The 21,282-nt window shown below is 61.2% G+C and carries 20 protein-coding genes; 10 read left to right on the top strand and 10 right to left on the bottom strand.

From position 1 onward, the window contains the following. Positions 1–291: 291 nt before the first annotated feature. Positions 292–1,389 (top strand): DUF6515 family protein, encoded by a 1,098-nt coding sequence (locus ACEN9A_RS26085; RefSeq protein ID WP_258671234.1) that lies wholly within the window; start codon positions 292–294, stop codon positions 1,387–1,389. On the opposite strand, the gene ACEN9A_RS26080 is transcribed toward ACEN9A_RS26085, so the two are convergent. After that, positions 1,383–2,279 (bottom strand): cation diffusion facilitator family transporter, encoded by an 897-nt coding sequence (locus tag ACEN9A_RS26080; RefSeq protein ID WP_258671233.1) that lies wholly within the window; start codon positions 2,277–2,279, stop codon positions 1,383–1,385. The two genes, ACEN9A_RS26085 and ACEN9A_RS26080, sit on opposite strands and share 7 nt — an antisense overlap. A gap of 29 nt (positions 2,280–2,308) precedes the next feature. After that, positions 2,309–2,728 carry a periplasmic Zn2+ metallochaperone PmcY gene (gene pmcY / locus ACEN9A_RS26075; RefSeq protein ID WP_258671232.1) on the bottom strand — a complete coding sequence of 140 codons (420 nt, stop codon included), beginning with the start codon at positions 2,726–2,728 and terminating at the stop codon, positions 2,309–2,311. Positions 2,729–2,825: 97 nt separating this feature from the next. On the opposite strand from pmcY, the gene hrpB reads away from it, so the two are divergent. Continuing rightward, the gene (hrpB, locus tag ACEN9A_RS26070) at positions 2,826–5,345 is read left to right on the top strand and encodes an ATP-dependent helicase HrpB (RefSeq protein ID WP_258671231.1); all 2,520 of its coding nucleotides are present in this window, start codon (positions 2,826–2,828) and stop codon (positions 5,343–5,345) included. 124 nt (positions 5,346–5,469) lie between these two features. On the opposite strand, the gene ACEN9A_RS26065 is transcribed toward hrpB, so the two are convergent. Further along, complete coding sequence (locus ACEN9A_RS26065; protein WP_258671230.1) at positions 5,470–6,549, bottom strand: endonuclease/exonuclease/phosphatase family protein; 1,080 nt, start codon at positions 6,547–6,549, stop codon at positions 5,470–5,472. Positions 6,550–6,623: 74 nt separating this feature from the next. Further along, a complete protein-coding gene (locus tag ACEN9A_RS26060) occupies positions 6,624–7,298 on the bottom strand; it encodes a YciC family protein (RefSeq protein WP_019581325.1) in 675 nt (224 codons plus the stop codon). A 177-nt stretch (positions 7,299–7,475) separates the two neighbouring features. On the opposite strand from ACEN9A_RS26060, the gene ACEN9A_RS26055 reads away from it, so the two are divergent. The 3 genes from ACEN9A_RS26055 (at position 7,476) to ACEN9A_RS26045 (ending at position 9,615) form a co-directional block, all read left to right on the top strand. After that, positions 7,476–8,249, top strand: a complete 774-nt coding sequence (locus tag ACEN9A_RS26055) for a DUF2076 domain-containing protein (protein WP_258671229.1) — start codon at positions 7,476–7,478, stop codon at positions 8,247–8,249. A 252-nt stretch (positions 8,250–8,501) separates the two neighbouring features. Continuing rightward, a complete protein-coding gene (locus ACEN9A_RS26050) occupies positions 8,502–8,981 on the top strand; it encodes a LabA-like NYN domain-containing protein (RefSeq protein ID WP_018925783.1) in 480 nt (159 codons plus the stop codon). A 22-nt stretch (positions 8,982–9,003) separates the two neighbouring features. Further along, positions 9,004–9,615: a 3'-5' exonuclease gene (locus ACEN9A_RS26045; RefSeq protein ID WP_018925784.1), complete on the top strand. Its 612-nt coding sequence runs from the start codon at positions 9,004–9,006 to the stop codon at positions 9,613–9,615. Between the two features lie 153 nt (positions 9,616–9,768). Here ACEN9A_RS26045 and ACEN9A_RS26040 read toward each other — a convergent pair whose 3' ends face one another. Then, the gene (locus tag ACEN9A_RS26040; protein ID WP_258671228.1) at positions 9,769–10,221 is read right to left on the bottom strand and encodes an Lrp/AsnC family transcriptional regulator; all 453 of its coding nucleotides are present in this window, start codon (positions 10,219–10,221) and stop codon (positions 9,769–9,771) included. 164 nt (positions 10,222–10,385) lie between these two features. Here ACEN9A_RS26040 and yedA point away from each other — a divergent pair, with 164 nt between their 5' ends. After that, on the top strand, positions 10,386–11,318 hold the full coding sequence (yedA, locus tag ACEN9A_RS26035; protein ID WP_258671227.1) for a drug/metabolite exporter YedA: 933 nt from the start codon (positions 10,386–10,388) through the stop codon (positions 11,316–11,318). Positions 11,319–11,383: 65 nt separating this feature from the next. Then, entirely contained in the window at positions 11,384–12,718 is a 1,335-nt protein-coding gene (gene rhlE1, locus ACEN9A_RS26030) for an RNA helicase RhlE1 (protein WP_258671226.1), read from the top strand. A 36-nt stretch (positions 12,719–12,754) separates the two neighbouring features. Here the strand turns inward: rhlE1 and ACEN9A_RS26025 are convergent, their stop codons facing one another. Both ACEN9A_RS26025 and ACEN9A_RS26020 read right to left on the bottom strand, forming a co-directional pair. After that, a complete protein-coding gene (locus ACEN9A_RS26025) occupies positions 12,755–13,996 on the bottom strand; it encodes a TIGR03862 family flavoprotein (protein ID WP_258674220.1) in 1,242 nt (413 codons plus the stop codon). A 185-nt stretch (positions 13,997–14,181) separates the two neighbouring features. Next, on the bottom strand, positions 14,182–15,102 hold the full coding sequence (locus ACEN9A_RS26020) for a histone deacetylase family protein (RefSeq protein ID WP_096479508.1): 921 nt from the start codon (positions 15,100–15,102) through the stop codon (positions 14,182–14,184). Positions 15,103–15,192: 90 nt separating this feature from the next. Between ACEN9A_RS26020 and ACEN9A_RS26015 the strand changes: the two genes are divergently transcribed. The 3 genes from ACEN9A_RS26015 (at position 15,193) to ACEN9A_RS26005 (ending at position 17,328) form a co-directional block, all read left to right on the top strand. Next, positions 15,193–15,762, top strand: a complete 570-nt coding sequence (locus tag ACEN9A_RS26015; RefSeq protein WP_258671225.1) for a GNAT family N-acetyltransferase — start codon at positions 15,193–15,195, stop codon at positions 15,760–15,762. A gap of 106 nt (positions 15,763–15,868) precedes the next feature. After that, on the top strand, positions 15,869–16,738 hold the full coding sequence (gene tesB, locus ACEN9A_RS26010; protein ID WP_028938855.1) for an acyl-CoA thioesterase II: 870 nt from the start codon (positions 15,869–15,871) through the stop codon (positions 16,736–16,738). Further along, positions 16,735–17,328: an HAD family hydrolase gene (locus ACEN9A_RS26005; RefSeq protein ID WP_258671224.1), complete on the top strand. Its 594-nt coding sequence runs from the start codon at positions 16,735–16,737 to the stop codon at positions 17,326–17,328. Before tesB ends, ACEN9A_RS26005 begins: the two co-directional genes overlap by 4 nt. A gap of 32 nt (positions 17,329–17,360) precedes the next feature. Here the strand turns inward: ACEN9A_RS26005 and ACEN9A_RS26000 are convergent, their stop codons facing one another. The 3 genes from ACEN9A_RS26000 to ACEN9A_RS25990 all read right to left on the bottom strand — a co-directional run bounded on the left by ACEN9A_RS26000 (position 17,361) and on the right by ACEN9A_RS25990 (position 21,124). Beyond that, positions 17,361–18,323, bottom strand: coding sequence for an alpha/beta fold hydrolase (locus tag ACEN9A_RS26000; RefSeq protein WP_258671223.1), 963 nt, complete (start codon positions 18,321–18,323; stop codon positions 17,361–17,363). Then, entirely contained in the window at positions 18,323–19,216 is an 894-nt protein-coding gene (ypfJ, locus tag ACEN9A_RS25995) for a KPN_02809 family neutral zinc metallopeptidase (protein ID WP_018925794.1), read from the bottom strand. Before ypfJ ends, ACEN9A_RS26000 begins: the two co-directional genes overlap by 1 nt. 195 nt (positions 19,217–19,411) lie before the next feature. Beyond that, a complete protein-coding gene (locus tag ACEN9A_RS25990; RefSeq protein WP_258671222.1) occupies positions 19,412–21,124 on the bottom strand; it encodes an FAD-dependent oxidoreductase in 1,713 nt (570 codons plus the stop codon). Positions 21,125–21,282: the final 158 nt, after the last annotated feature.

The following is a 21,282-nucleotide window of genomic DNA, read 5'->3' as shown; positions in this document are numbered from 1 at the left end:
GCTCGCCCAATCAGGCCAGCTGCGGTCGCCACCCCCACCGGGGATGCGTCGGCCCCCGAGCTACACACTGTCCAGAAGACGGCGTGAGGTGAGCCGACGTCATAAGCGTCGAGCACGGACGAAGTTCTCAAAGGGAGGCCGACGGGTCTCCCTTTTTTCTTGCCCGCAATTTGGCATGCCCTTAATAAAAAGCCGCTCAATAAAAAAGTTACGTGACTGATAACCTGTTGCAGAACCGGCCTGCGCTTTCCCAGTCTTACGTACAGGCCCTAACCCGCCGTGAGGAAAAGCATGAAATCGCGCATCTGGCGTTTGGCCGGTGTTGGTTTGCTGTGTGTGAGTGTCACTGCACAATCGCTTGCCGATGAACCGCAGAACCGCGGCCCCGATGGCGGGCAGCATGGGCCTGATCATCGGGGCAATGAACAGGGCCAGGGCCGTGGCGGCAGCAATCAGCCACGCCCGCAGAACACCGAAATCATTCGTGGCGACAACAGTCGCAAGTTTGAGCTCCACGACCAGAATCAGGGTGGCCAGTGGCAGAACCGGGCGCCGCACGAGTCCAACAATCAGGGCGGCCAGTGGCAGAACCGTACGCCGCACGACTCCAGCGTTCAGGGTGGCCAGTGGCAGAACCGTCCGCTACACGATCCAAACGTTCAGGAGCGAGCGCCGCAACAACCGAGTAATAATCTGCCAATCCAGAGTCGGCCCGATACCGTGCGCCAGACCCAGGAACCGCGGCGTGGCTACTATCAGGACGAGCGGTGGCGTAACAATTACAACCAGCCATGGCAGACCGGGGGGCGGGAGCCGCGTCACGATGACCGTCGCTGGCCCGGTCGCCCGGATGGGCACGGTAATGGCTGGGGCCCCGGTCCGCAGTATCGTCCGGGGTACGTGATCGACCGCTTCCCGGAGGAGCGTCACTTCCGTGTGCCGTATCGTGGCCAGGATTATTTCTATTCCGGTGGGTATTGGTATCGCCCGCAAGGCCCGCGTTATGTGGTGGTTCAGCCGCCTCGAGGGATTCGTGTCAGCTATTTGCCCGATTACGCCCGTGAGGTGTGGATCGGTGGCACGCTGTTGTTCCTGGCGGCCGGCGCGTATTACGCCTACCAGGAGAGCACTCAAGATTACGTCGTGGTCGAACCGCCCGTGCAGCCGCAACCGGTGAGCAATGGTTATGACGTGGTGGCGTATCCGGCCAACGGCCAGTCGCCGGAGGAAGTCAGCCGGGACGCTTATGAATGTTATCGCTGGGCCGTGCAACAGAGCGGTTTCGATCCACGTACCGCCACCTACCGACCGGATCCGTCGGTGGTGCAAGTTTACCGACAGGCCCAGGGCAACTGCCTGAGCAGTCGCGGTTATCAAGTGAGTTACTGAGCCCTGGCGGCCTTCACCACTTCCTGCGGGTCGGCGTGCACCAGCACTTCGGCTCGCGGGTAGACGGCATGAATCGCATCGGCGGCTTGATCGCTGATGCCGTGGGCGACTGACAGGGTCAAGTCCCCCGGCAATTCCAGATGCAATTGCACGAACCACTGGTTACCGGAAATCCGCGTGCGCAAGTCGTGGGCACCCAGAACCCCCGGTACGCTGCAGGCCAGTTCGAGCATGTGCTGGCTGACATCAGTCGGTAACTCTTCATCCATCAGCACTGCAAAACTTTCCCGGGCGATCTGAATTGCGCTCCAGAGGATGTAAGCAGCGATCCCCAGACCGAACCAAGGGTCGACTTGCTGCCAGCCAAACCCGGCCAGCACCAGCGCCACGAGAATGCCGCCGTTGAGCAGCAGGTCCGAGCGGTAATGCAAGGAGTCGGCGCTCACCGCGTTGGAACCGGTAGCCTTGATTACCCGGTGCTGCAACATCAGCAGGGCCACGGTCAGGACGAGGGAGAACACAATCACCCCGATGCTGAGCCACGCTGCGCCTATCGGCTCCGGATGTTTCAACCGTTCGATCGCCTGCAAGGCAATCAGCACTGCGCTGCCGCCAATGAACAGCGCCTGAGCCATGCCCGCCAATGATTCGGCCTTGCCGTGCCCATAACGATGATCGTTGTCGGCCGGGCGCAAGGCGTAATGCACGGCCAGCAGATTGAGCAGCGAGCTGACGCCGTCGAGTGCCGAGTCGGTCAACCCGGCGAGCATGCTCACCGAGCCGCTCAGCCACCAGGCGATGGCTTTGGCGATGATCAATATGCACGCGACCGCCACCGAGGCGCGCGTCGCCAGCCGCAGCAGGCGGGCGTGGTCGGTAGGGGTAGTCATCAGTGCTGTGGTTCCTTCAAATGCACGAATTATGCAGCCGGTTGCAGGCCGAACATAGCCAGTTGCTGGGCGCTGCCCCTGTGCTGGATCAGACGCGGATCGTCCAGCGGGAAGCTGCGGCCCAGTTCACTTTCGAGAATAGTCTGCAACTTGTGGTTATCGACCTTGCCGTCGGCGCCGATGGCTTCCTTGAGTTTTTCCGGGGCCACCTGAGCGGTCCGGCCGGGCTCGAAGTAAATCGCACCCGTGGCGAAGTCCACTGCAAAGGCGATCAGGCCGGGGATGATATAGAACAGCAGGCCCACGGCATCCAGCGCGGCGATGGCCGGGTCGATCTTGCCGTCGATCTGGCCGCGGCGATCCGGATAGAAAATCGAACCGCAGGCGGTCACCTGGGTCAGCAAGGACGCGATCAATACACCGCCGATCAAGCGAAAGGGAGCACGCATTTGAAATCTCCTGGGTTATCTGGAAACGAAGCATCGTCGATATGAATTAGGACCGCGCTGAACGCCGTTATACTCGGCCCTCTGTTTGGGAGCCAGCATGATTTCTTTGCCAATTGATGAAGTTTTACCCGCCCTGCGTGAAGCCCTCGCTACACGCCACGAAGCCGTGCTCGAAGCACCGCCCGGTGCCGGTAAAACCACCCGGGTGCCGTTGGCCTTGCTCGATGAGCCGTGGCTGGCCGGGCAGACCATTCTGATGCTCGAACCGCGCCGGTTGGCGGCGCGGGCGGCGGCAGAGCGCTTGGCCAGTGAATTGGGCGAGAAGGTCGGCGAAACCGTGGGCTATCGCATTCGTCTCGACAGCAAGGTCGGCCCCAATACCCGCATCGAAGTGGTCACCGAAGGCATCCTCACCCGGCGCTTGCAGGATGACCCGGCACTGGAAGGCGTGGGCTTGCTGATCTTTGACGAGTTCCACGAACGCAGCCTCGATGCCGACCTGGCCTTGGCCCTGAGCCTGAATGGCCGGGAACTGTTCCGCGACGATCAACCGCTGAAAATTCTCTTGATGTCGGCGACCCTGGAAGGCGAACGCCTGGCCGGGTTGCTGGATGACGCGCCAATCCTGCGCAGCGAAGGTCGCATGTACCCGGTGGCGATGCGCTGGGGCCGGCCGTTTCAGCCCGGTGAGTTCATCGAGCCAAAGGTGGTGCAGACCATCCTTGATGCGCTGAACGATGAGACCGGCAGCCTTCTGGTATTTCTGCCGGGGCAGGCGGAAATTCGGCGGGTGCATCAACAATTGGTCGATGCGCTGGGCGAGGGCACGCCTGTGTTGCTGTGCCCGTTGCACGGCGAACTGGACCTGGCGGCGCAGCGTGCGGCGATTGAACCGGCGCCTGCGGGCAAGCGCAAAGTGGTGCTGGCCACCAACATCGCCGAAACCAGCCTGACCATCAATGGCGTGCGCGTGGTGATCGATGCCGGGCTGGCGCGCGTGCCGCGTTTCGACCCCGGCAGCGGCATGACCCGCCTGGATACTCAACGCATCTCCAAGGCCAGTGCCACGCAGCGCGCGGGCCGGGCCGGGCGTTTGGAGCCTGGCGTGTGTTATCGCTTGTGGTCGCAGGATCAGCACGAACAACTGGCGGCTTACGCCAGTGCGGAAATACTCTCGGCGGACCTTGCCGGGCTGGCCTTGCAACTCGGTCGTTGGGGCGTGACACCGGGGCAATTGGTTTGGCTGGATGTTCCTCCGGCAGCGGCTTATGCACAGGCTCAGGATCTGCTTGAGCGTTTGGGTGCGCTGGAGGGTGAAGCGCTGACCCGTCATGGTCAGGCCATGGCCGAACTGCCGGCCCATCCTCGGATCGCCCATTTGCTGTTGCGTGGCCAGGCGCTCGGCCTGGCTGACATGGCCTGTGATGTCGCGGCACTGCTCGGCGAGCGCGATATCTTGCGTGGTGCTGGCGCAGACCTGCACAGCCGACTGGTGCTGTTATCCGGCGAAGAGCGGGCCGCTCGCGGTGCGCAGGGCGGTGTTCAACGGGCCCGGCAACTGGCGCGGCAGTATCGCGGTTATTTGCGCGGCAAAGCGTCGGAGCCGGTCAGCGATCCCGAACATCCGCGTTGGCTCGGTGCGTTGCTGGCATTGGCTTATCCCGATCGGGTCGCCCAACAGCGGCGGGCCGGTGGCGCTGAATATCGCCTGGCCAACGGTCGTGCGGCATTGTTTGCCGAGGCGGACAGCCTGATGAAGCAACCGTGGTTGGTGATCGCCGATCTGGGCAGTCGTCAGGGCCAGCGTGAAGAACGGATTTATCTGGCGACGGATTTTGATCCGGCGTTGTTCGACTCCGTGCTGGCGGAACAGGTGCGCTGCGTCGATCAACTGGATTGGGATGAGCGCGAAGGTGTGCTGCGGGCCGAGCGTCAGCGTAAGGTCGGTGAATTGATCCTCAGTCGCGAACCGCTGACCGGGCTCGATGAAAGTGCTCGCAGCCAGGCGTTGGTGAATCTGGTGCGGCGCAAAGGTCTGGAGCTGTTGCCCTGGACGCCAGCGCTGCGTCAGTGGCAGGCGCGGGTGGCGTTGTTGCGGCAGTTGGATCTCGCGGGTAAAGGCGAGAGCGAATGGCCGGATGTCAGCGACGCAACATTGCTCAAAAGCCTCGAACACTGGCTGATGCCCTATCTGGGGAAAGTCTCGCGGCTCAGTCACTTCGCCAATCTGGACCTGTCGAGCATCGTTCACAACTTGCTTCCGTGGCCGTTGCCGCAACGGCTGGATGAGCTGGCGCCGCATCATTTGAGCGTGCCGTCGGGTTCATCGATTCGTCTGGATTACAGCGAGCAGCCGCCGATTCTGGCGGTGCGGTTGCAGGAGTTGTTCGGCCTGGCCGAGACCCCGCGGATTGCCGGTGGCCGGCAGGTGGTCAAACTGCATTTGCTGTCCCCGGCGCGGCGGCCAGTGCAGGTGACTCAGGATTTGGCGAACTTCTGGCGCAGTACGTATGCCGAGGTGAAGAAGGATTTGAAGGGGCGGTATCCGAAGCACTATTGGCCGGATGATCCGCTGGTGGCCGAGGCGACGGCGCGGATCAAACCTCGTAAAAGCTGAAGATCAAAAGATCGCAGGCTGCGCCAGCTCCTACGTTGACCGGGTGCACCCGATATTTCCCATGTGCACGCGATCCCTGTAGGAGCTGCCGAAGGCTGCGATCTTTTCCCCTGGCACCGCCAATCTACGGCACAGCCGGCAACAGAAACCGCGCAATCACCGGCAAATGATCGGAAATGCGCAACGTATCGTCCTGCCGCACCCGCGCTTCGACCCGTTTGATGCGCGGGCTGTAAAACAGGTAGTCGACGGTCCGGTCCGGCCCGTTCAAGCCGGGATCGTTCGGGTAATGGGTCAACCATTGCGCCCGGTCGATACCGCTGGCTTCGTTGTTGGTGGGGATCATCGGGTATTTGTCCCACAGCACATGCAGCGCGCTGTCGGCGGAGTAGAGCCTGCGTTGCTCGGCGGGCAGGCGTTGATACTGGCCCAGTGGCAACAGATTGAAATCTCCGCCGATCAACCACGGCGTGCCGCGGCTTTCGAACTTGTCGAGCACCTTGGCCACGGCGGTCACCTGGGTTTGCAAGGAATCGTCGAGCTGGGTGGCGCGGTCCAGATGGGTGTTGAGCACGGCCATCTGGCCACCGTCGTTCAATGGCAGGTACGTGACCAGCAAGGCGTCTTTTGGTTTGAACTGCCGGCTGATGACGTTGGCCGGCGCGACCGGCAGTTGCAGGCGTTCGGCGTGTTCGATCCGGTAGCGGCTCAGGGTTGCCAATTGCCGGCCAACGCTGCCGAAAATATGCGGTTCAGGCACGAAGTCCGCTTTCCAGTCGAAGGCCTGAGCGGTGCATGGATACAGGTCGGTGACCCGATCCTGAAGCAATTTGAACTGGTTCTGGTAGTCGCTGGCCTTGGCGCCGTCATCGAGTTCCTGCAACAGCACGATGTCCGGTTGCTCGTCGCGAATCACCCGCGCCACTTCGTCGAGGCTGAAGGCCATGTCTTCAGGTGTAGGGGATTCGTCGTCTCCTGCGGCCAGGTCGTTCCAGAACACATAGCGCTTGCCGGCCAGGTACTGGACGTTCCAGGTCATCACCTTCAGCGCCTGGCCGGGCACCAGCGTCGGCGCCTGGGCGTTGCAACTGACCGGCAGCGCTTCCTTGGCGTCGGGGCGCCAGGTCAGGCTGTAGATCAGCAATGCAATCAGGCTGATGGCGATCAACAGGCACAGCAGGGTGTAGCGCAGTAGACGGGGCATCGCTCGGCTTATCGCGTTACAAGATTGACCCCGAGCATAACCGAGAGCAGCGCCAAAGCCCAAGGGTAGAGCGGTCAGAGCCGCTCATCAGATTTCTCGGGTGCATCGGCGATCAGCATGAACAAACGGAACAGCACCACGCTGGTGAACAGCTGCAGGAAGCTGTGGGCGCTGTCGATCAGCAGCGAGATCACCGGGTTCTGCGGGTCAGGGTAAACCGCCAGTGTCGCTCCCTTGAGCACCCACAGCGGGCCCATCACGCACAGAATGCACACCAGAATGCGGATGAAATGCCCGCGGGTCAGGCGCAGGCTTTCCTTCATCGCCGCCAGCGGTGCCAAGCCGCGCAGCACCAACAGGTACTCGCCGAACGCCAGCGTCACCATCAGCCAGATGCCCGGCAGGAAATACAGCGACAGGCCGATCAGGATCAGCAACGTATTGAGGGCGGTCAGCACGGCGAAGCGCGGCCACAGGGTCGCAGCGGCTGCCAACAGGTCGCGGGTACGCGGCGATTCGCCTCGGCTGCGGGCATCGAGAAACAGGATCAGCGCGGCGGTGTACAGCGGATACACCAGCAAGCCGACAATCACACTGATGCCGGCGAAACTGTCCGGCCCGGTGGAGCGGTCGACCACTTGTTGCAGCAGCGCCTCGACAATCACCAGCGGCAGGCATAGCTGCACGATCTGGCTCAGATTGCGCTTGAAGAAATACAGAGAGTCACGCAGTACATCGAACGAATTCATCAGTCGGTATCGCAGGTTGAAAGCAGTGCCTCACTTTAACCGATCAACTCCTTCGGGGCACAAACGTAAACGTTCGGTAAAGGTCATTGAAACATCCTGTATCAGCCCCATTACTGGTGAGCACCTTATCCACTGTGGGTGAGGGCAATGATATTCCCGGCAATCTACGAGGTCGCCATGAACAGCGAAGAACAAACCCTGATCGATGGACTGTTTTCCCGGCTGCAACAGGCCGAAACGGACTCAGCCCCGCGCGACGCCCAGGCTGAGGCGCGGATCAAGGAACACCTGACTCGCCAACCAGCGGCGGGCTATTTCATGACCCAGGCGATTCTGGTGCAAGAGGCAGCCATCAAGAGCCTCGACGAACAGAACAAGCAACTCACCCAGCAAGTGCAGCAATTGCAGGCCGAACTGCAACAGGCCAAGGCGCAGACAGCGGCGCCGGCGCCAAGCGGCGGCTTTTTGTCGAGCATCTTCGGTGGCGCTTCCCGTGATCCGCAGCCTGCGCCGACGCAAAGCGCAGCCCCCTCGAATGGCGGCTGGCGTGAACCAGGACGGCCGTCGTTCAACTCGCAGCCGCAGCAAAACTTCGGTGCACCGCCTGCTCAGCAGAATTTCGGAGCGCCGCCTTCGCAGAATTACGCACCGCAACAGCCTGTCGGCAGCGGTTTCCTCGGCGGTGCGTTGAAAACGGCAGCGGGCGTGGCCGGTGGCGTGATGCTGGCGCAAGGCATCAGCAGCCTGTTCCATCACAATCAGCAGCCGGAAGTGGTTGAAGTCATCAAGGAAGAACCGGCCAAGGTCAACGATCAGAGCGATAGCAGCGGTTGGGGCAATGATCAGCGCGTAGCTGACAACTCCAGCGATCAGGGCGGTTTCACCGACGCGAATTACGACGATGACGGTTCATCGTTCTTCGGTGGCGATGACGACGACTCTTTCATCTGATTCACCTGTGGCGAGGGAGCTTGCTCCCGCTGGACTGCGTAGCAGGCCCCTTGGGTTTCAAAGCAAGGGGGCCGCTTCGCACCCCAGCGGGACGCTGCGGCGTTCCGACAAGCTCCCTCGCCACACGGCCGATTATTCGCGGAACAATCCTTCGGGCTGGCATACTGGGCGACTTTTCGGGCCTGGAGCCTGATCCTGCCCGCGCGCCAACGCGCCACGACCCCGCGCGCCAACGCGCTGAGAGGATGTACGGTGAAAAAAATCGCAGTGTTCGCCGATGTCCAGAATCTCTACTACACCGTGCGTCAGGCCTATGGTTGCCACTTCAACTACGCCGCTTTGTGGGCTGACGTCAGCAAGCAGGGGCAGATCGTCGAGGCCTATGCCTATGCGATCGATCGTGGCGACAGCAAACAGCAGCAGTTCCAGCAGATCCTGCGTAACCTCGGCTTCGTCGTGAAGCTCAAGCCTTACATCCAGCGCAGCGACGGTTCGGCCAAAGGCGACTGGGACGTGGGCATTACCCTCGACATCATGGACGCCGCCGACCATGTCGACGAAGTGGTGCTGGCCTCTGGCGACGGCGATTTCGACATGCTGCTGGAGCGCATCATCGCCAAGCACGGTGTGCAGGCGGTGGCCTACGGCGTGCCGGGCCTGACGGCCAACTCGCTGATCCGCGCCGCCAGTCGTTACGTACCGATCGAAGGCGCGTTGCTGCTCAAGAATTGATTTTTACGGAGTTGAAACAGGTTTGGAACGCATAGCAGTCATCGACTTTGAAACCACCGGGATCTCCCCGAGCAGCAGCTGCCGGGCCACGGAAATTGCCGTGGTGATTCTTGAACAGGGGCGCATCGTCGAGCGTTACCAAAGCCTGATGAATGCCGGCGTGCGGGTGCCGGCGTTCATCGAACAACTGACCGGCATCAGCAACGCCATGCTGCGCACTGCGCCCTCGGCCGAGCAGGTGATGAACGAGGTCAACGAATTTGTCGGCATTACGCCGCTGCTGGCGCACAACGCTGCGTTCGACCAGAAGTTCTGGGACTACGAGCTCGGGCGAATCAAACGTACACGTCTGCAGAACTTTGCCTGCTCGCTGTTACTCGCCCGCCGCCTGATGCCCGCTGCGCCGAACCACAAACTCGGCACCCTCACCACCTTCGCCAGCCTGCCCAATACCGGCAAGGCTCACCGGGCCATGGCCGATGCGGAAATGGCCGCCAACCTGACGGCGCATCTGGCGCAAGAGCTGCGGCAAAAGCATGGATTGCGCGAGTTGTCCCATGATCTGTTGTGCAGCCTGCAGAAAGTACCGGCGGCGAAGATCAATGAGCATTTGAAGCGGTATCGCGGGTTCTGACGGAAGCACTGCTGAACCCCTGATCCCCTGAATCACTGGCCCCCTGAACCTCTGTAGGAGCTGTCGAGTGAAACGAGGCTGCGATCTTTTGATCTAGATCTTAAAAGTCAAAGGATCGCAGCCTCGTTTCACTCGACAGCTCCTACAGGAGAACTATTTGCCATTCCCCTCCAGCTGCCCCAACGGCACCCGCTTTTCGATGGCACTGGACAACACAATCGAGGTCTTGCTGAACCCGAACGCGGCGATCCGGTTGATCAACTCTTCCAGCTCCGGCATCGAGCCCACCGCCGCTTGCATGATCACGCACGGGTCGCCGGTGACGCGATGGCACTCGGTGAGCTGTGGGATTTTGATCAGTTCGTCGTAGGTTTTCTGTTTACCGTGCTGGTTCAGGCGCAGTTCGATGACGCACTGGATCGGCAGGCCGATTTTGGACATGTCGACTTTCGCCTGGTAACCAGTGATCACCCCGCAGGCTTCAAGTTTGTCAACGCGTTCGGCCACCGCCGGAGCGGACAGGTTCACCTTTCGCGCCAGATCGGCGTAGGACGCACGACCGTTTTCCAGCAGGGCGCTGAGGAGCATGCGGTCGTATTTGTCCATCGTGGCCTACCTGAAAAGTGACTGACTTTCGAAAGCACGGTTTATAGCGTCGAACTCCGTGTTTTGAAAAGTGTACCGGCGCTATAAACAGGTTTTGTAGCTTATTTTCCGCTGTTGGCCTTTCTAGAATAGCGGCTCTCCTTGTCTTGTTCATCGAGCTGCCCATGTCTGGTCTACGCCGTTTTTCCTTACCGCTGATCGCTGCTTTTTTCGCGTTGTACGTGATTTGGGGGTCGACCTACCTGGTGATTCGCATCGGCGTGCAGTACTGGCCGCCGTTGCTGCTCGCCGGTATCCGCTTCGTGCTCGCCGGGACGTTGATGTACGCCTACCTGCGTTGGCGTGGAGCACCGGCACCGACCTGGGCACAGTGGAAAGCGGCGGGGATCATCGGGATTTTGCTGCTGACATGCGGTAACGGTGCGGTGAGCGTCGCCGAGCATACGGGCGTAGCCTCTGGCGTGGCCGCGTTGGCGGTGGCGACGGTGCCGCTGTTTACCTTGTTGTGCGGATATTTCTGGGGCGCGCGTAATACCCGTCTCGAATGGGCCGGGATTGTGCTCGGGCTGATCGGCATTGCCATGCTCAACCTCGGCTCCAACCTGCAATCGAGCCCGTTGGGCGCAGCGTTGCTGGTGTTCGCGGCGGCGTCCTGGGCCTTCGGCTCGGTGTGGAGCAAACATTTGCCGTTGCCTCAGGGCGCGATGGCCAGTGCCGTGGAGATGCTGGTGGGTGGCGTGGTGTTGCTGATCGGCAGTGCGGTGAGTGGTGAGCGTCTGGAAAGTCTGCCGCCGATCGAAGGCTGGGCGGCGCTGGCGTACCTGACCCTCTTCGGTTCGATCATCGCCTTCAACGCCTACATGTACCTGTTGAAACACGTGCGTCCGGCCGCGGCCACCAGTTATGCCTACGTCAACCCTGCGGTGGCGGTGTTGCTGGGGATCGTGTTTGTCGGCGAGACCATCGGTATCGAGGAAACGCTGGCCATGGCGGTGATCATCAGTGCCGTGGTGTTGATCGGGTTGCCGCAGTGGCGCCGTGGCACAGATCGGCCTGCCCCTGCCGTAGTGGTGCCGACAGAATCCCGCGCGAATTAGGGTAAACTGCGCGCCATTGCACACTTGTTTCGCACAATCGCGCTGAATTTTCCTACGGTACTCCCATGACTTTCGCCACCCTTGGCCTGATCGAACCCTTGCTGCGCGCCCTCGAGACGCTTGGTTACCAGACCCCGACGCCGGTTCAGGCGCAAGCGATTCCGGCGGTGCTGGCCGGTCGCGACCTGATGGCTGCGGCCCAGACCGGTACCGGCAAAACCGCCGGTTTCGCCTTGCCGCTGCTGCAATTGCTGACCATGGAAGGGCCGAAGGTCAGCGCCAACTCCGTGCGCGCGCTGATTCTGGTGCCGACCCGCGAACTGGCCGAGCAGGTTCACGAAGCCGTGCGCCAGTACGCCGAGAACCTGCCGTTGAGCACCTACGCGGTGTACGGCGGCGTCAGCATCAACCCGCAAATGATGAAGCTGCGCAAAGGCGTCGACCTGTTGGTGGCGACCCCGGGCCGTTTGCTCGACCTGTTCCGCCAGAACGCGCTCAAGTTCAACCAGCTGCAAACCCTGGTGCTGGACGAAGCCGATCGCATGCTCGATCTGGGTTTTTCCGAAGAGCTGGGGAACATTTACAAGGCGCTGCCGAAGAAACGCCAGACGTTGTTGTTCTCCGCGACCTTCTCCGATGCCATCCGCATGCTGGCCGGGCAAATGCTCAACGACCCGTTGAGCATCGAAGTCAGCCCGCGCAACGTGGCCGCCAACACCGTCAAGCAATGGGTGGTGACGGTGGACAAAAAGCGCAAGCCGGAGTTGTTCATTCACTTGATGCGCAAGGGCAAGTGGAAGCAGGTGCTGGTGTTCGCCAAGACCCGTAACGGCGTAGACGCGTTGGTGGAAAAACTCCAGGGCCTGGGCGTCAATGCCGACGGCATCCACGGCGACAAACCCCAGGCAACTCGCCAGCGGGCGCTGGATCGCTTCAAGGCCAGCGAAGTGCAGATCCTCGTGGCCACCGACGTCGCTGCCCGTGGTCTGGATATCGAAGATTTGCCATTGGTGGTCAACTTCGACCTGCCGATCGTGGCAGAGGACTACATCCACCGCATTGGTCGTACCGGCCGTGCGGGTGCAACCGGGCAGGCGATTTCGCTGGTCTGCGCCGATGAAGTGAATCAGCTGTCAGCCATCGAGATGTTGACCCGTCAGACGTTGACTCGCCAGATGGAGCCGGACTTCGAACCTGAACACCGCGTGCCGGATACCGATGCCAGCGGTCAGGTGATCAAGAAGCCGAAAAAACCGAAGAAGCCCAAAACCTCCGGTGGCGGCAAGCGCAACCTGGGTAAATGGGTCGAGAGCGGTGATGCGTCAGCGCCGGAGCCTTCGATCAAGCCGGTGCGTAAAGTGCCAGTGTTCAATACCGGGCCGCGTAAGCGTAAGCCTTGATCCTCTGAAGATCGTTCCCACGCAGTGTGGGAACGATCAGCGTCGGTGCTTCAACCACTCCACCATCCCCAACCCCGCCGCTCGCCCACTGGCGAAACACGCGGTCAGCAGATAGCCGCCGGTCGGCGCTTCCCAATCGAGCATTTCCCCTGCGCAGAACACGCCGGGTAGTTGCTTGAGCATCAAACGTTCATCCATCGCCTCGAACATCACGCCACCGGCGCTGCTGATGGCTTCGTCCAATGGTCGGGTTTTCACCAGCGTCAGCGGCAATGCCTTGATCGCTTTGGCCAGCAGCGCCGGATCGGTAAAGCACTCGGCCGGGGTCAGTTCCCGCAACAATGCTGCTTTCACGCCATCAAGCCCAAGCTGACTGTGCAGGTGTTTGGCCATGGAGCGTGAGCCGCGCGGTTTGCTCAGCGCCGCCTGGATTTTATCCACAGGCTTGCCTGGTAACAGATCGAGGTGAAGGGTTGCCGAGCCGTGTTGATTGATCGCTTCGCGGATCGCTGCCGACAGGGCGTAGATCAAACTGCCTTCAATCCCCGTGGCAGTGATCACACACTCGCCGAGTCGTGGCACGTCGTCATTGAGGCCGATGGCGATGTTTTTCAGCGGGCTGCCGGCGAATTTGCTGACCATCAATTCGCTCCAGGCCTGCACCTCGAAGCCGCAATTGCTCGGTTGCAACGGCGCCAGCCCTACACCGCGCTGTTCCAGCGGCAGCATCCAGGCACCGTCCGAGCCGAGACGCGACCAGCTGCCGCCGCCGAGTGCCAGCAGGCTCGCATCCGCGTGAACGGTTTTTTCGCCTTCGGGACTGTCGATGCGCAAATCACCGTTGGTATCCCAACCGAGCCAGCGATGGCGGGTGTGGATAACTACGCCGGCATCGCGCAGGCGTTTGAGCCAGGCACGCAACAGGGGCGCGGCTTTCATGTCGGTGGGAAACACCCGGCCGGAGCTGCCGACAAAGGTTTCGATACCCAGGTCATGAATCCATTGGCACAAGGCTTCGGCGCCGAACGAGCGTAACAGCGGGGCAATCTGCGGCGCCCGTTCGGCATAGCGTGAGAGAAATGCCGGGTAGGCCTCGGAGTGGGTGATGTTCATGCCGCCGACCCCGGCGAGCAGGAATTTTCGCCCCACTGAAGGCATGCCGTCGTACAGATCGACCTTGATCCCGGCCTGGCTCAACACTTCAGCCGCCATCAAGCCGGCGGGGCCGCCGCCAATGATGGCGACTTGAGGGGGGAGGGAAGTGGAGGGCTGGGTCATGGCGAGAGCTGCGGCGTGGCGGAATAAGCCGCGCATTCTACCAGCCCTGTTCCCTGTGGGAGGATTCGAGGGCTGGTTAAAAAACAACCACCGCTCTGTAACCTATACCCCGCATGGGCTGCAGGCCCTTTCACTCAGGTTATCCACAGGCGGTTCCACAGGCATTGTGGGTAAAGACTCACACATCAATGACAACCTGATGACTGCCACACCCGTTGGGCGCTGTGATGGAGGATGCCATGACGGCGCGCCAGGGCCTTGCGGTCCTTGCTGTAGCCGCCGCCGATCACGCCGACCACCGGAATATCCCGGCCCAGGCAATGGCGCATCACGCTTTCATCACGAGCGGCGACGCCTTCGTCGGTCAGCTTCAGATAACCCAGGGCGTCATCCTTGTGCACGTCGACACCGGCGTCGTACAGCACCAGATCCGGTTGATAGAGCGGCAGCAAATAGTTGAGCGCATCGTCCACCACCTTCAGGTAATCGGCATCGCCCATGCCCATCGGCAACGGGATGTCCCAGTCGCTTTCGGCTTTGCGTGCAGGAAAATTCTTTTCGCAGTGCAGGGAAACGGTCACCGCTTCTGGGGTGTTGTGCAGGATTCGTGCAGTCCCGTCGCCCTGATGCACATCGCAATCGAAGATCAACACCCGATTCACCCGGCCACTTTCCAGCAGGTAATGGCTGATCACCGCCAGGTCATTGAAGATGCAGAACCCGGCAGGGTGATCGTAATGCGCGTGGTGTGTGCCGCCGGCCAGGTGACAAGCCAAGCCATGTTCCAGCGCCTGTTCGGCCGCCAGCAGCGAACCGCCGACCGCCCGCACTGTGCGCCGGGCCAGTGCTTCGCTCCAGGGCAGGCCAAGGCGCCGCTGGTCTTCGCGGGACAACTCGCCATCCATGTAGCGTTCGATATACGCAGGGTCATGGGCGAGGGCGAGAATATCCGCCGGGCACAGCTCCGGGCGCAGCAGGTCGATGTCACGGGTCAGGCCACTGTCCACCAGGTGATCGCGCAGCAGGCGAAACTTGTCCATGGGGAAGCGGTGATCCGCCGGGAACTCGGGACTGTAGTCTTCGTGGTAGATCAGGGGCAGGGGCATGGCTGATTTATCGGGGAAGCCTGTAGGAATGAGTGAACGATCCTACCAGCGATGTAGACTTGCGGCATGGAAACAGAGGGGAGGGGCACGATGGAGCCGATACTGGAACTCGAAAGCGCGCGACTGTCATTACGGCAGTGGCGCGATGAGGATTTGCCGGCGTTTGCGGCGATGTGCGCCGATCCACAGGTGATGCGTTATTTTCCGGCGCCCTTGAGTCGGCTGGAAAGTGCCGCGCTGATCGGGCGGGTTCGCGGGCACTTTGCCGAGCATGGTTTCGGCCTCTGGGCACTGGAGCGCAAGGACACCGGAGCGTTCATCGGGTTTACCGGGCTGAGTGTGGTCGGCTTTGACGCACCGTTCACGCCAGCCATCGAAATCGGCTGGCGCCTGGCGCGCGAGCACTGGGGCCTGGGTTATGCCAGCGAGGCGGCATGGACCGCTCTGCGCTGTGGGTTTGATCGCTTGGCGCTGCAAGAGGTCGTGGCGTTCACCACCGAAACCAACCTGCCTTCGCAAAAAGTCATGCAGGCGATCGGCATGCACCATGCCCCCGCCGATGACTTCGAGCACCCAAGGCTTGCAGAGGATCATCTGCTGCGCCCGCACGTGTTGTACCGCATCACCCGTGAGCAATGGCTGCAAACCTTGCATGGATAAGCAGGCACGGACGTTTACAATGGCCCTCATGTTGAACCGGGCCATAAACTGAATCGACCGCCGCAGCCAAGACTGCGCGGCATTGCTTTGTGTGAGGAGAGTCTGAATGAGCCAAGTGTTGGAAGATCTGGTAGACCTGCTGACCCTGGAACCGATTGAAGAAAACCTGTTCCGTGGCCGCAGCCAGGACCTGGGTTTCCGTCAGTTGTTCGGCGGCCAGGTGCTCGGCCAGTCCCTGTCGGCGGCCAGTCAGACAGTCGAAGAGACGCGCCATGTGCACTCGATGCACGGTTACTTCCTGCGTCCGGGCGATGCGAAGTTGCCGGTGGTGTATCAGGTCGATCGGGTGCGCGATGGCGGTAGTTTCAGCACGCGCCGGGTGACGGCGATCCAGAAGGGCAACCCGATTTTTACCTGCAGCGCCTCGTTCCAGTACGACGAAGAAGGCTTCCAGCACCAGAGCGAAATGCCGCAAGTGGTCGGCCCGGAAAATCTGCCGTCAGAATTGGAACTCACCCAGCAACGGGCGCACCTCATCCCAGAGCACATGCGCGAAAAGCTGCTGTGCCCGAAACCGATCGAATTCCGCCCGGTGACCGAGAAAGATCCCTACAACCCGCAGCCTGCCGATCCGGTCAAATACGTCTGGTTCCGCGCCGATGGTGCGTTGGCTGACACTCCAGCGCTGCACAAATACCTGCTGGCTTATGCGTCGGACTTCGGCCTGCTGACCACCTCGATGCTGCCCCATGGCAAATCGGTCTGGCAGAAAGACATGCAGGTCGCCAGCCTTGATCACGCGTTGTGGTTCCACGCCGACCTGCGCGCCGATGACTGGTTGCTGTACGCCATGGACAGCCCGTGGGCCGGCAACTCGCGTGGATTCTCCCGTGGCAGCGTGTTCAACCGTGCCGGGCAACTGGTGGCCTCGGTCACTCAGGAAGGCCTGATTCGTCATCGCAAGGACTGGATATGAGCCTGGCCGAGGTGCGGCACTGGGTGTTCGACATGGACGGCACCCTGACCGTGGCCGTGCATGACTTCGCGGCGATCCGCGTGGCGTTGGCGATTCCTGCAGAACACGACATCCTCACTCACCTCGCTGGGCTGCCGGCCGAAGAAGCGTCGGCCAAACATGCGTGGCTGCTGGAACACGAGCGGGATCTGGCGCTGGGTTCGAAACCGGCTCCGGGCGCGGTGGAACTGGTGCGTGAGTTGGCCGGGCGCGGTTATCGCCTGGGTATTCTCACGCGCAATGCCCGTGAGCTGGCGCATGTCACGCTGGAGGCGATTGGCCTGGCCGATTGCTTTGCGGTGGAGGATGTACTGGGTCGCGATGAAGCGCCGCCCAAACCGCATCCTGGTGGTTTACTGAGACTGGCCGAAGCCTGGAAGGTGCCGGCGAGTGAAATGGTGATGGTCGGTGATTACCGCTTCGACCTGGATTGCGGCCGGGCGGCGGGGACGCGGACGGTGCTGGTGAACCTGCCGGATAATCCGTGGCCGGAATTGACCGATTGGCATGCGCGCGATTGCGTGGAGTTGCGGCAGCTGCTTTCGGCTTGAGAGATTGGGCGTCCGATCAGACGCCCCAAAACTCACTGCCCGAACAACGCCTTCTGCCCCTCAGGCGAGGTAAACATCCCGTCGCCATTGTGTCCAACCCCGGGCACTTCAATCAGCTGCTGACTCAACCCTTGAGGATGGCGCCGTTTCAGATAATTGAAATAATTGCGCCCGCGAATCAAACGAGAAGCGCCCTGGGCTTTGGCTTCGCAACTTTTATCCAGCGCCGGGTGATTCGGGTCGATGTCCTGCTGCCCGAGCAAATAAACGATGTCGCGTTTGATGTAGTTTTCTTCCAGCTGCGCAGGCGTTTGTCCATCGGCATAGGCGGGCAAGTCCGCCAGTCCATACTTCCAGCGATTGAAGTTCGGACACCCCGCATGACTGAACGCCACCGGCCGTTGCTCATTGAAATAGGCATACGACGAAGGATTGGCGATCACATAGCGCACCTTCACCCCTGCTGTGTCGAGGGCTGGCTGAGGGTGGCTCAACATGGCGTAACGCTGAACCACCTGAGCGCCGCCCGAGTGACCGGCAATGACGATTTGCTTCACGTCCGGAAACTGTCGCCGATCACCCAGGCGAGCGATGATTTCGTCGAGCGCCGCGTAGGAGCTCAGCGTAAATGGCGCGGTGGATAAGCCGCCGGCCATCCAGTCATTGCCGTGCCAGCGTAAAACGCTGTCAGGCACCGGGTGGCTCGCGATGTCGGTTTCATTGAGAAACTGCGGGGCGAGCACCAAGGTGTTATCGCTTTGCCCGGCTTGCTGGGCCGCGTGCTCGGCGTTCTGGCGGTAGGTTTCAGCGTTGCGCAAACGACCATGAATGATGATCAGCACCCGTTCGATGTTCTTCGCCGGTGTCGGGCCGATGCCCACCGCGATTTCGCCGGCGCTCAACAGCAGGCGCCCGGAACTGATCTCCTTGACCCCCTGCTCGGCAGCCTGGGCGCTTGTGCAGGTGATCAACAGAGCTAACAACCACTTGTGCATTACAGATTCTTCGCGGCAAAGGTATCGCACTGGCCAACCTGGCCTTGTGCAAATCCGGCTTTGAACCAGCGCACCCTTTGCGCTGACGTACCATGAGTGAATGAGTCCGGTACCACGCGGCCCTGACCTTGCTGCTGCAAGCGGTCATCGCCGATGGCGTTGGCGGCGTTCAAGGCTTCTTCGATGTCACCGGGTTCCAGCCAGTTCAGGCGCTTCTGCGCAATGTTGGCCCAGACCCCGGCCAGGCAATCGGCCTGCAGTTCCTGACGCACCAGCAAACCACCGTCGCCCTCCATTTGCCGGCCCTGCTGCCTAGCGGTCTGAATCTTCGCCGAAACGCCGAGCAAGGTCTGCACGTGGTGTCCGACTTCGTGAGCGATCACGTAGGCCTGGGCGAAATCACCTGCGGCGGAAAAACGCTGGGACATTTCCTGGAAGAAACCCATGTCCAGGTAGACCTTCTGGTCTGCCGGGCAATAGAACGGACCAGTCGCCGATGTCGCCAATCCGCACGCCGAGTTCACCTGATTGCTGAACAGCACCAGGGTCGGGTCTTTATATTGCCGACCGGCCTGCTGGAAAATCTGGCCCCAGGTGTCTTCGGTGTCGCCGAGGATCGAGCGCACGAATTCGGCGTTTTCATCATTGGCCGGCGGTGCCTTGCGGGTGTGGGTGGTGGCCGGAGCCGATTGCTCGCTCATTTGTCCGGTCAATTGACCGAGGATCTGCATCGGGTCCTGGCCGGTGATCCAGCCGATCCCGACGATCAACAGGATCGCGGTCAGGCTCAGGCCCTTGCCCCCGCCGAAGCGCATCCCGCCACCCCCACCGCCGACATCATCGCCACGGGCATCGACCACGTTGTCGCTGCGTCGGCCTTTTTTCCATAGCATGGGGGTGAGTCCTCGTTTGAATATGGTGATGAGTGTTGCTGGTCAGTGAGAGCGGCGCCAGTCCGGTCGTCTGTCTTTTACTGCGCACGGAACATTTCAGACTTGTATTGAACACGGATAGCCCAGCGAATTCCTTCAGGGCGACAGGTTTTTACCGAGTGGGCGAATGCTTGTCTCGAGAATCACTGATCAAACTCACTCTATATCGGCGATATGCCGGGCAGCGATGTAGCCGAAGGTCAGCGCCGGGCCGAGATTGATACCGCCGGCGGGATAGTGCCCGCCCATGATACTGGCCATGTCGCCGCCCGCTGCATACAACCCGGCGATGGCCTGCCCCGACTCGCCAAGAACCTGGGCATGTTCATTGACCTTGAGCCCGGCGAAGGTGCCAAAGCAGCCAGGCTGGACCTTCACGGCGTAGAACGGGCCTTGTTCAATCGGCGCGACGCACGGGTTGGGTTGCTGCAACGCATCGCCCTGTTTGCGGTTGTAGGGCGTCGAGCCACGACCGAACAACGGATCTTCGCCGTTGCGCGCACACCGGTTGTATTCATCCACCGTGCTGCGCAATCCGTTTGGGTCGATGCCGCAGGCCAGGGCCAATTCCTCGACAGTGTTGCCGGTTTTCAGATAACCGCTGCGGATAAAGGATGACAGCGGCACCGGAAACGGCCGAGAAATTCCCAGGCCATAACGCCGTTGAAAACCATGAGTGCAGATCAGCCAGGAGGCGACTTCTTCGCCCAGCGGTGCGGCGGCGACCATGGCCGTCACGTAGTCGTAGTAGCCGTCGGCTTCGTTGACGAAGCGCCGGCCGTTGCTCAGCACACCGATGATCCCCGGTTTGCCGCGTTCGATGATGTGCGGGAAGTGGCCGATGCTGCCGTCACTGTGCGGCACTTGCGAAACCGGCGCCCAGGCCACGGGCGATGCCATGTCGGTGTTGACCCGCGCACCGGCGCTTTCGCCCAATCGCAAACCATCACCGGCGACGCCGAGAGGCGGCAGCGCCAGGTGTTCGTTGCCGGTTGGTGTGCGGGGGAACAGCGCCTTGCGCCGCTCGATATCATTGGCGAAACCTCCGGTCGCGAGCACCACGGCCTTGCGTGCATGGATGCGGATTTTGCCTTTGGCGGTACTGACGATCGCGCCTTGCACCTGATCGCCTTCGCGAAGCAACTCGGTCACCGGTGCCGATTCCCAGAGCAAGACGCCCAGGTCTTCGGCGGACTTTGCCAACCGCGCAACCAGCGCCACGCCGTTGACCAGTTGCATCGCCCGGCCATGAACAATGAGGTCGAACAAGTGCCGAGTGAAGCGCCGGGTCACGTGCCATGCAGCGGGCAAAGAGCGCGTCAGGTTGAGAAATGCGCTCAGGTCCGCCCCCGCCATGATCGGCATGCCCATGAACGAAGTTTCCCGCATGGTTTTGCGAAGGCGCTTCAGTAGCTTGCCGACTTTTCGTCCGTCATAAGGCGCAGCGATCACCGACCGTCCGCCGGTGCCGGCGCCCGGCGTGTCGCCATGAATGTCGGCGATGGCGTTGCCATCGGCGAATTGCAGGGCAGTGTGTTGCTCGAAGAACGCGACCATTCGCGGGCCAGCCTCAAGGAACGCGTCGATCATCGCCGGATCGTAACGCTCACCCAATTCGTGCTTCAGGTAAGTGCGCGGTTGCTCGACGTCTTCAACGATGCCGGCACGACGCGCCAGAGGATTGCACGGCACCCAGGCCCATCCGCCGGACCACGCCGTGGCGCCGCCGAACACCGGGTCTTTCTCGACCACGATCACTTTCAAGCCATGCCAGGCTGCGGTTACAGCTGCGGACAATCCGGCCGCACCGGAGCCGACGATCAGCACATCGCATTCGATGTCCGCAAGGAGGGGAGAGTCGGCAGGCATCGTTTAAAAGCTCCAGGTTGTTTTTGGAATTTGATTCCAGAAAATATAAAGGCTTGATTGATCCCGGCAACCATTCACTGCGTAAAGAGGGCGGTTATCGGACAGCGGGTTCCAGATTTCGCATTACGTGGTTTGTCTTTTAGAATCGGCAAAATTTC

The sequence above is a fragment of the Pseudomonas sp. Pseusp18 genome (genome assembly GCF_059506005.1).
Note: the sequence above shows the minus strand (reverse complement) of the source record. Positions and strands in the feature narration are given on the sequence as shown.

Coding starts and splice junctions, on each gene's coding strand:
- ACEN9A_RS26000 (WP_258671223.1), bottom strand. CDS start 18,323: ATGCACAAGTGGTTGTTAGCTCTGTTGATCACCTGCACAAGCGCCCAG.
- ACEN9A_RS25990 (WP_258671222.1), bottom strand. CDS start 21,124: ATGCCTGCCGACTCTCCCCTCCTTGCGGACATCGAATGCGATGTGCTG.
- ACEN9A_RS26005 (WP_258671224.1), top strand. CDS start 16,735: ATGAGCCTGGCCGAGGTGCGGCACTGGGTGTTCGACATGGACGGCACC.
- ypfJ (WP_018925794.1), bottom strand. CDS start 19,216: ATGCTATGGAAAAAAGGCCGACGCAGCGACAACGTGGTCGATGCCCGT.
- ACEN9A_RS26065 (WP_258671230.1), bottom strand. CDS start 6,549: ATGCCCCGTCTACTGCGCTACACCCTGCTGTGCCTGTTGATCGCCATC.
- ACEN9A_RS26025 (WP_258674220.1), bottom strand. CDS start 13,996: ATGACCCAGCCCTCCACTTCCCTCCCCCCTCAAGTCGCCATCATTGGC.
- ACEN9A_RS26015 (WP_258671225.1), top strand. CDS start 15,193: ATGGAGCCGATACTGGAACTCGAAAGCGCGCGACTGTCATTACGGCAG.
- rhlE1 (WP_258671226.1), top strand. CDS start 11,384: ATGACTTTCGCCACCCTTGGCCTGATCGAACCCTTGCTGCGCGCCCTC.
- ACEN9A_RS26060 (WP_019581325.1), bottom strand. CDS start 7,298: ATGAATTCGTTCGATGTACTGCGTGACTCTCTGTATTTCTTCAAGCGC.
- ACEN9A_RS26080 (WP_258671233.1), bottom strand. CDS start 2,279: ATGACTACCCCTACCGACCACGCCCGCCTGCTGCGGCTGGCGACGCGC.
- ACEN9A_RS26040 (WP_258671228.1), bottom strand. CDS start 10,221: ATGGACAAATACGACCGCATGCTCCTCAGCGCCCTGCTGGAAAACGGT.
- ACEN9A_RS26020 (WP_096479508.1), bottom strand. CDS start 15,102: ATGCCCCTGCCCCTGATCTACCACGAAGACTACAGTCCCGAGTTCCCG.
- tesB (WP_028938855.1), top strand. CDS start 15,869: ATGAGCCAAGTGTTGGAAGATCTGGTAGACCTGCTGACCCTGGAACCG.
- hrpB (WP_258671231.1), top strand. CDS start 2,826: ATGATTTCTTTGCCAATTGATGAAGTTTTACCCGCCCTGCGTGAAGCC.
- pmcY (WP_258671232.1), bottom strand. CDS start 2,728: ATGCGTGCTCCCTTTCGCTTGATCGGCGGTGTATTGATCGCGTCCTTG.
- ACEN9A_RS26085 (WP_258671234.1), top strand. CDS start 292: ATGAAATCGCGCATCTGGCGTTTGGCCGGTGTTGGTTTGCTGTGTGTG.
- ACEN9A_RS26055 (WP_258671229.1), top strand. CDS start 7,476: ATGAACAGCGAAGAACAAACCCTGATCGATGGACTGTTTTCCCGGCTG.
- yedA (WP_258671227.1), top strand. CDS start 10,386: ATGTCTGGTCTACGCCGTTTTTCCTTACCGCTGATCGCTGCTTTTTTC.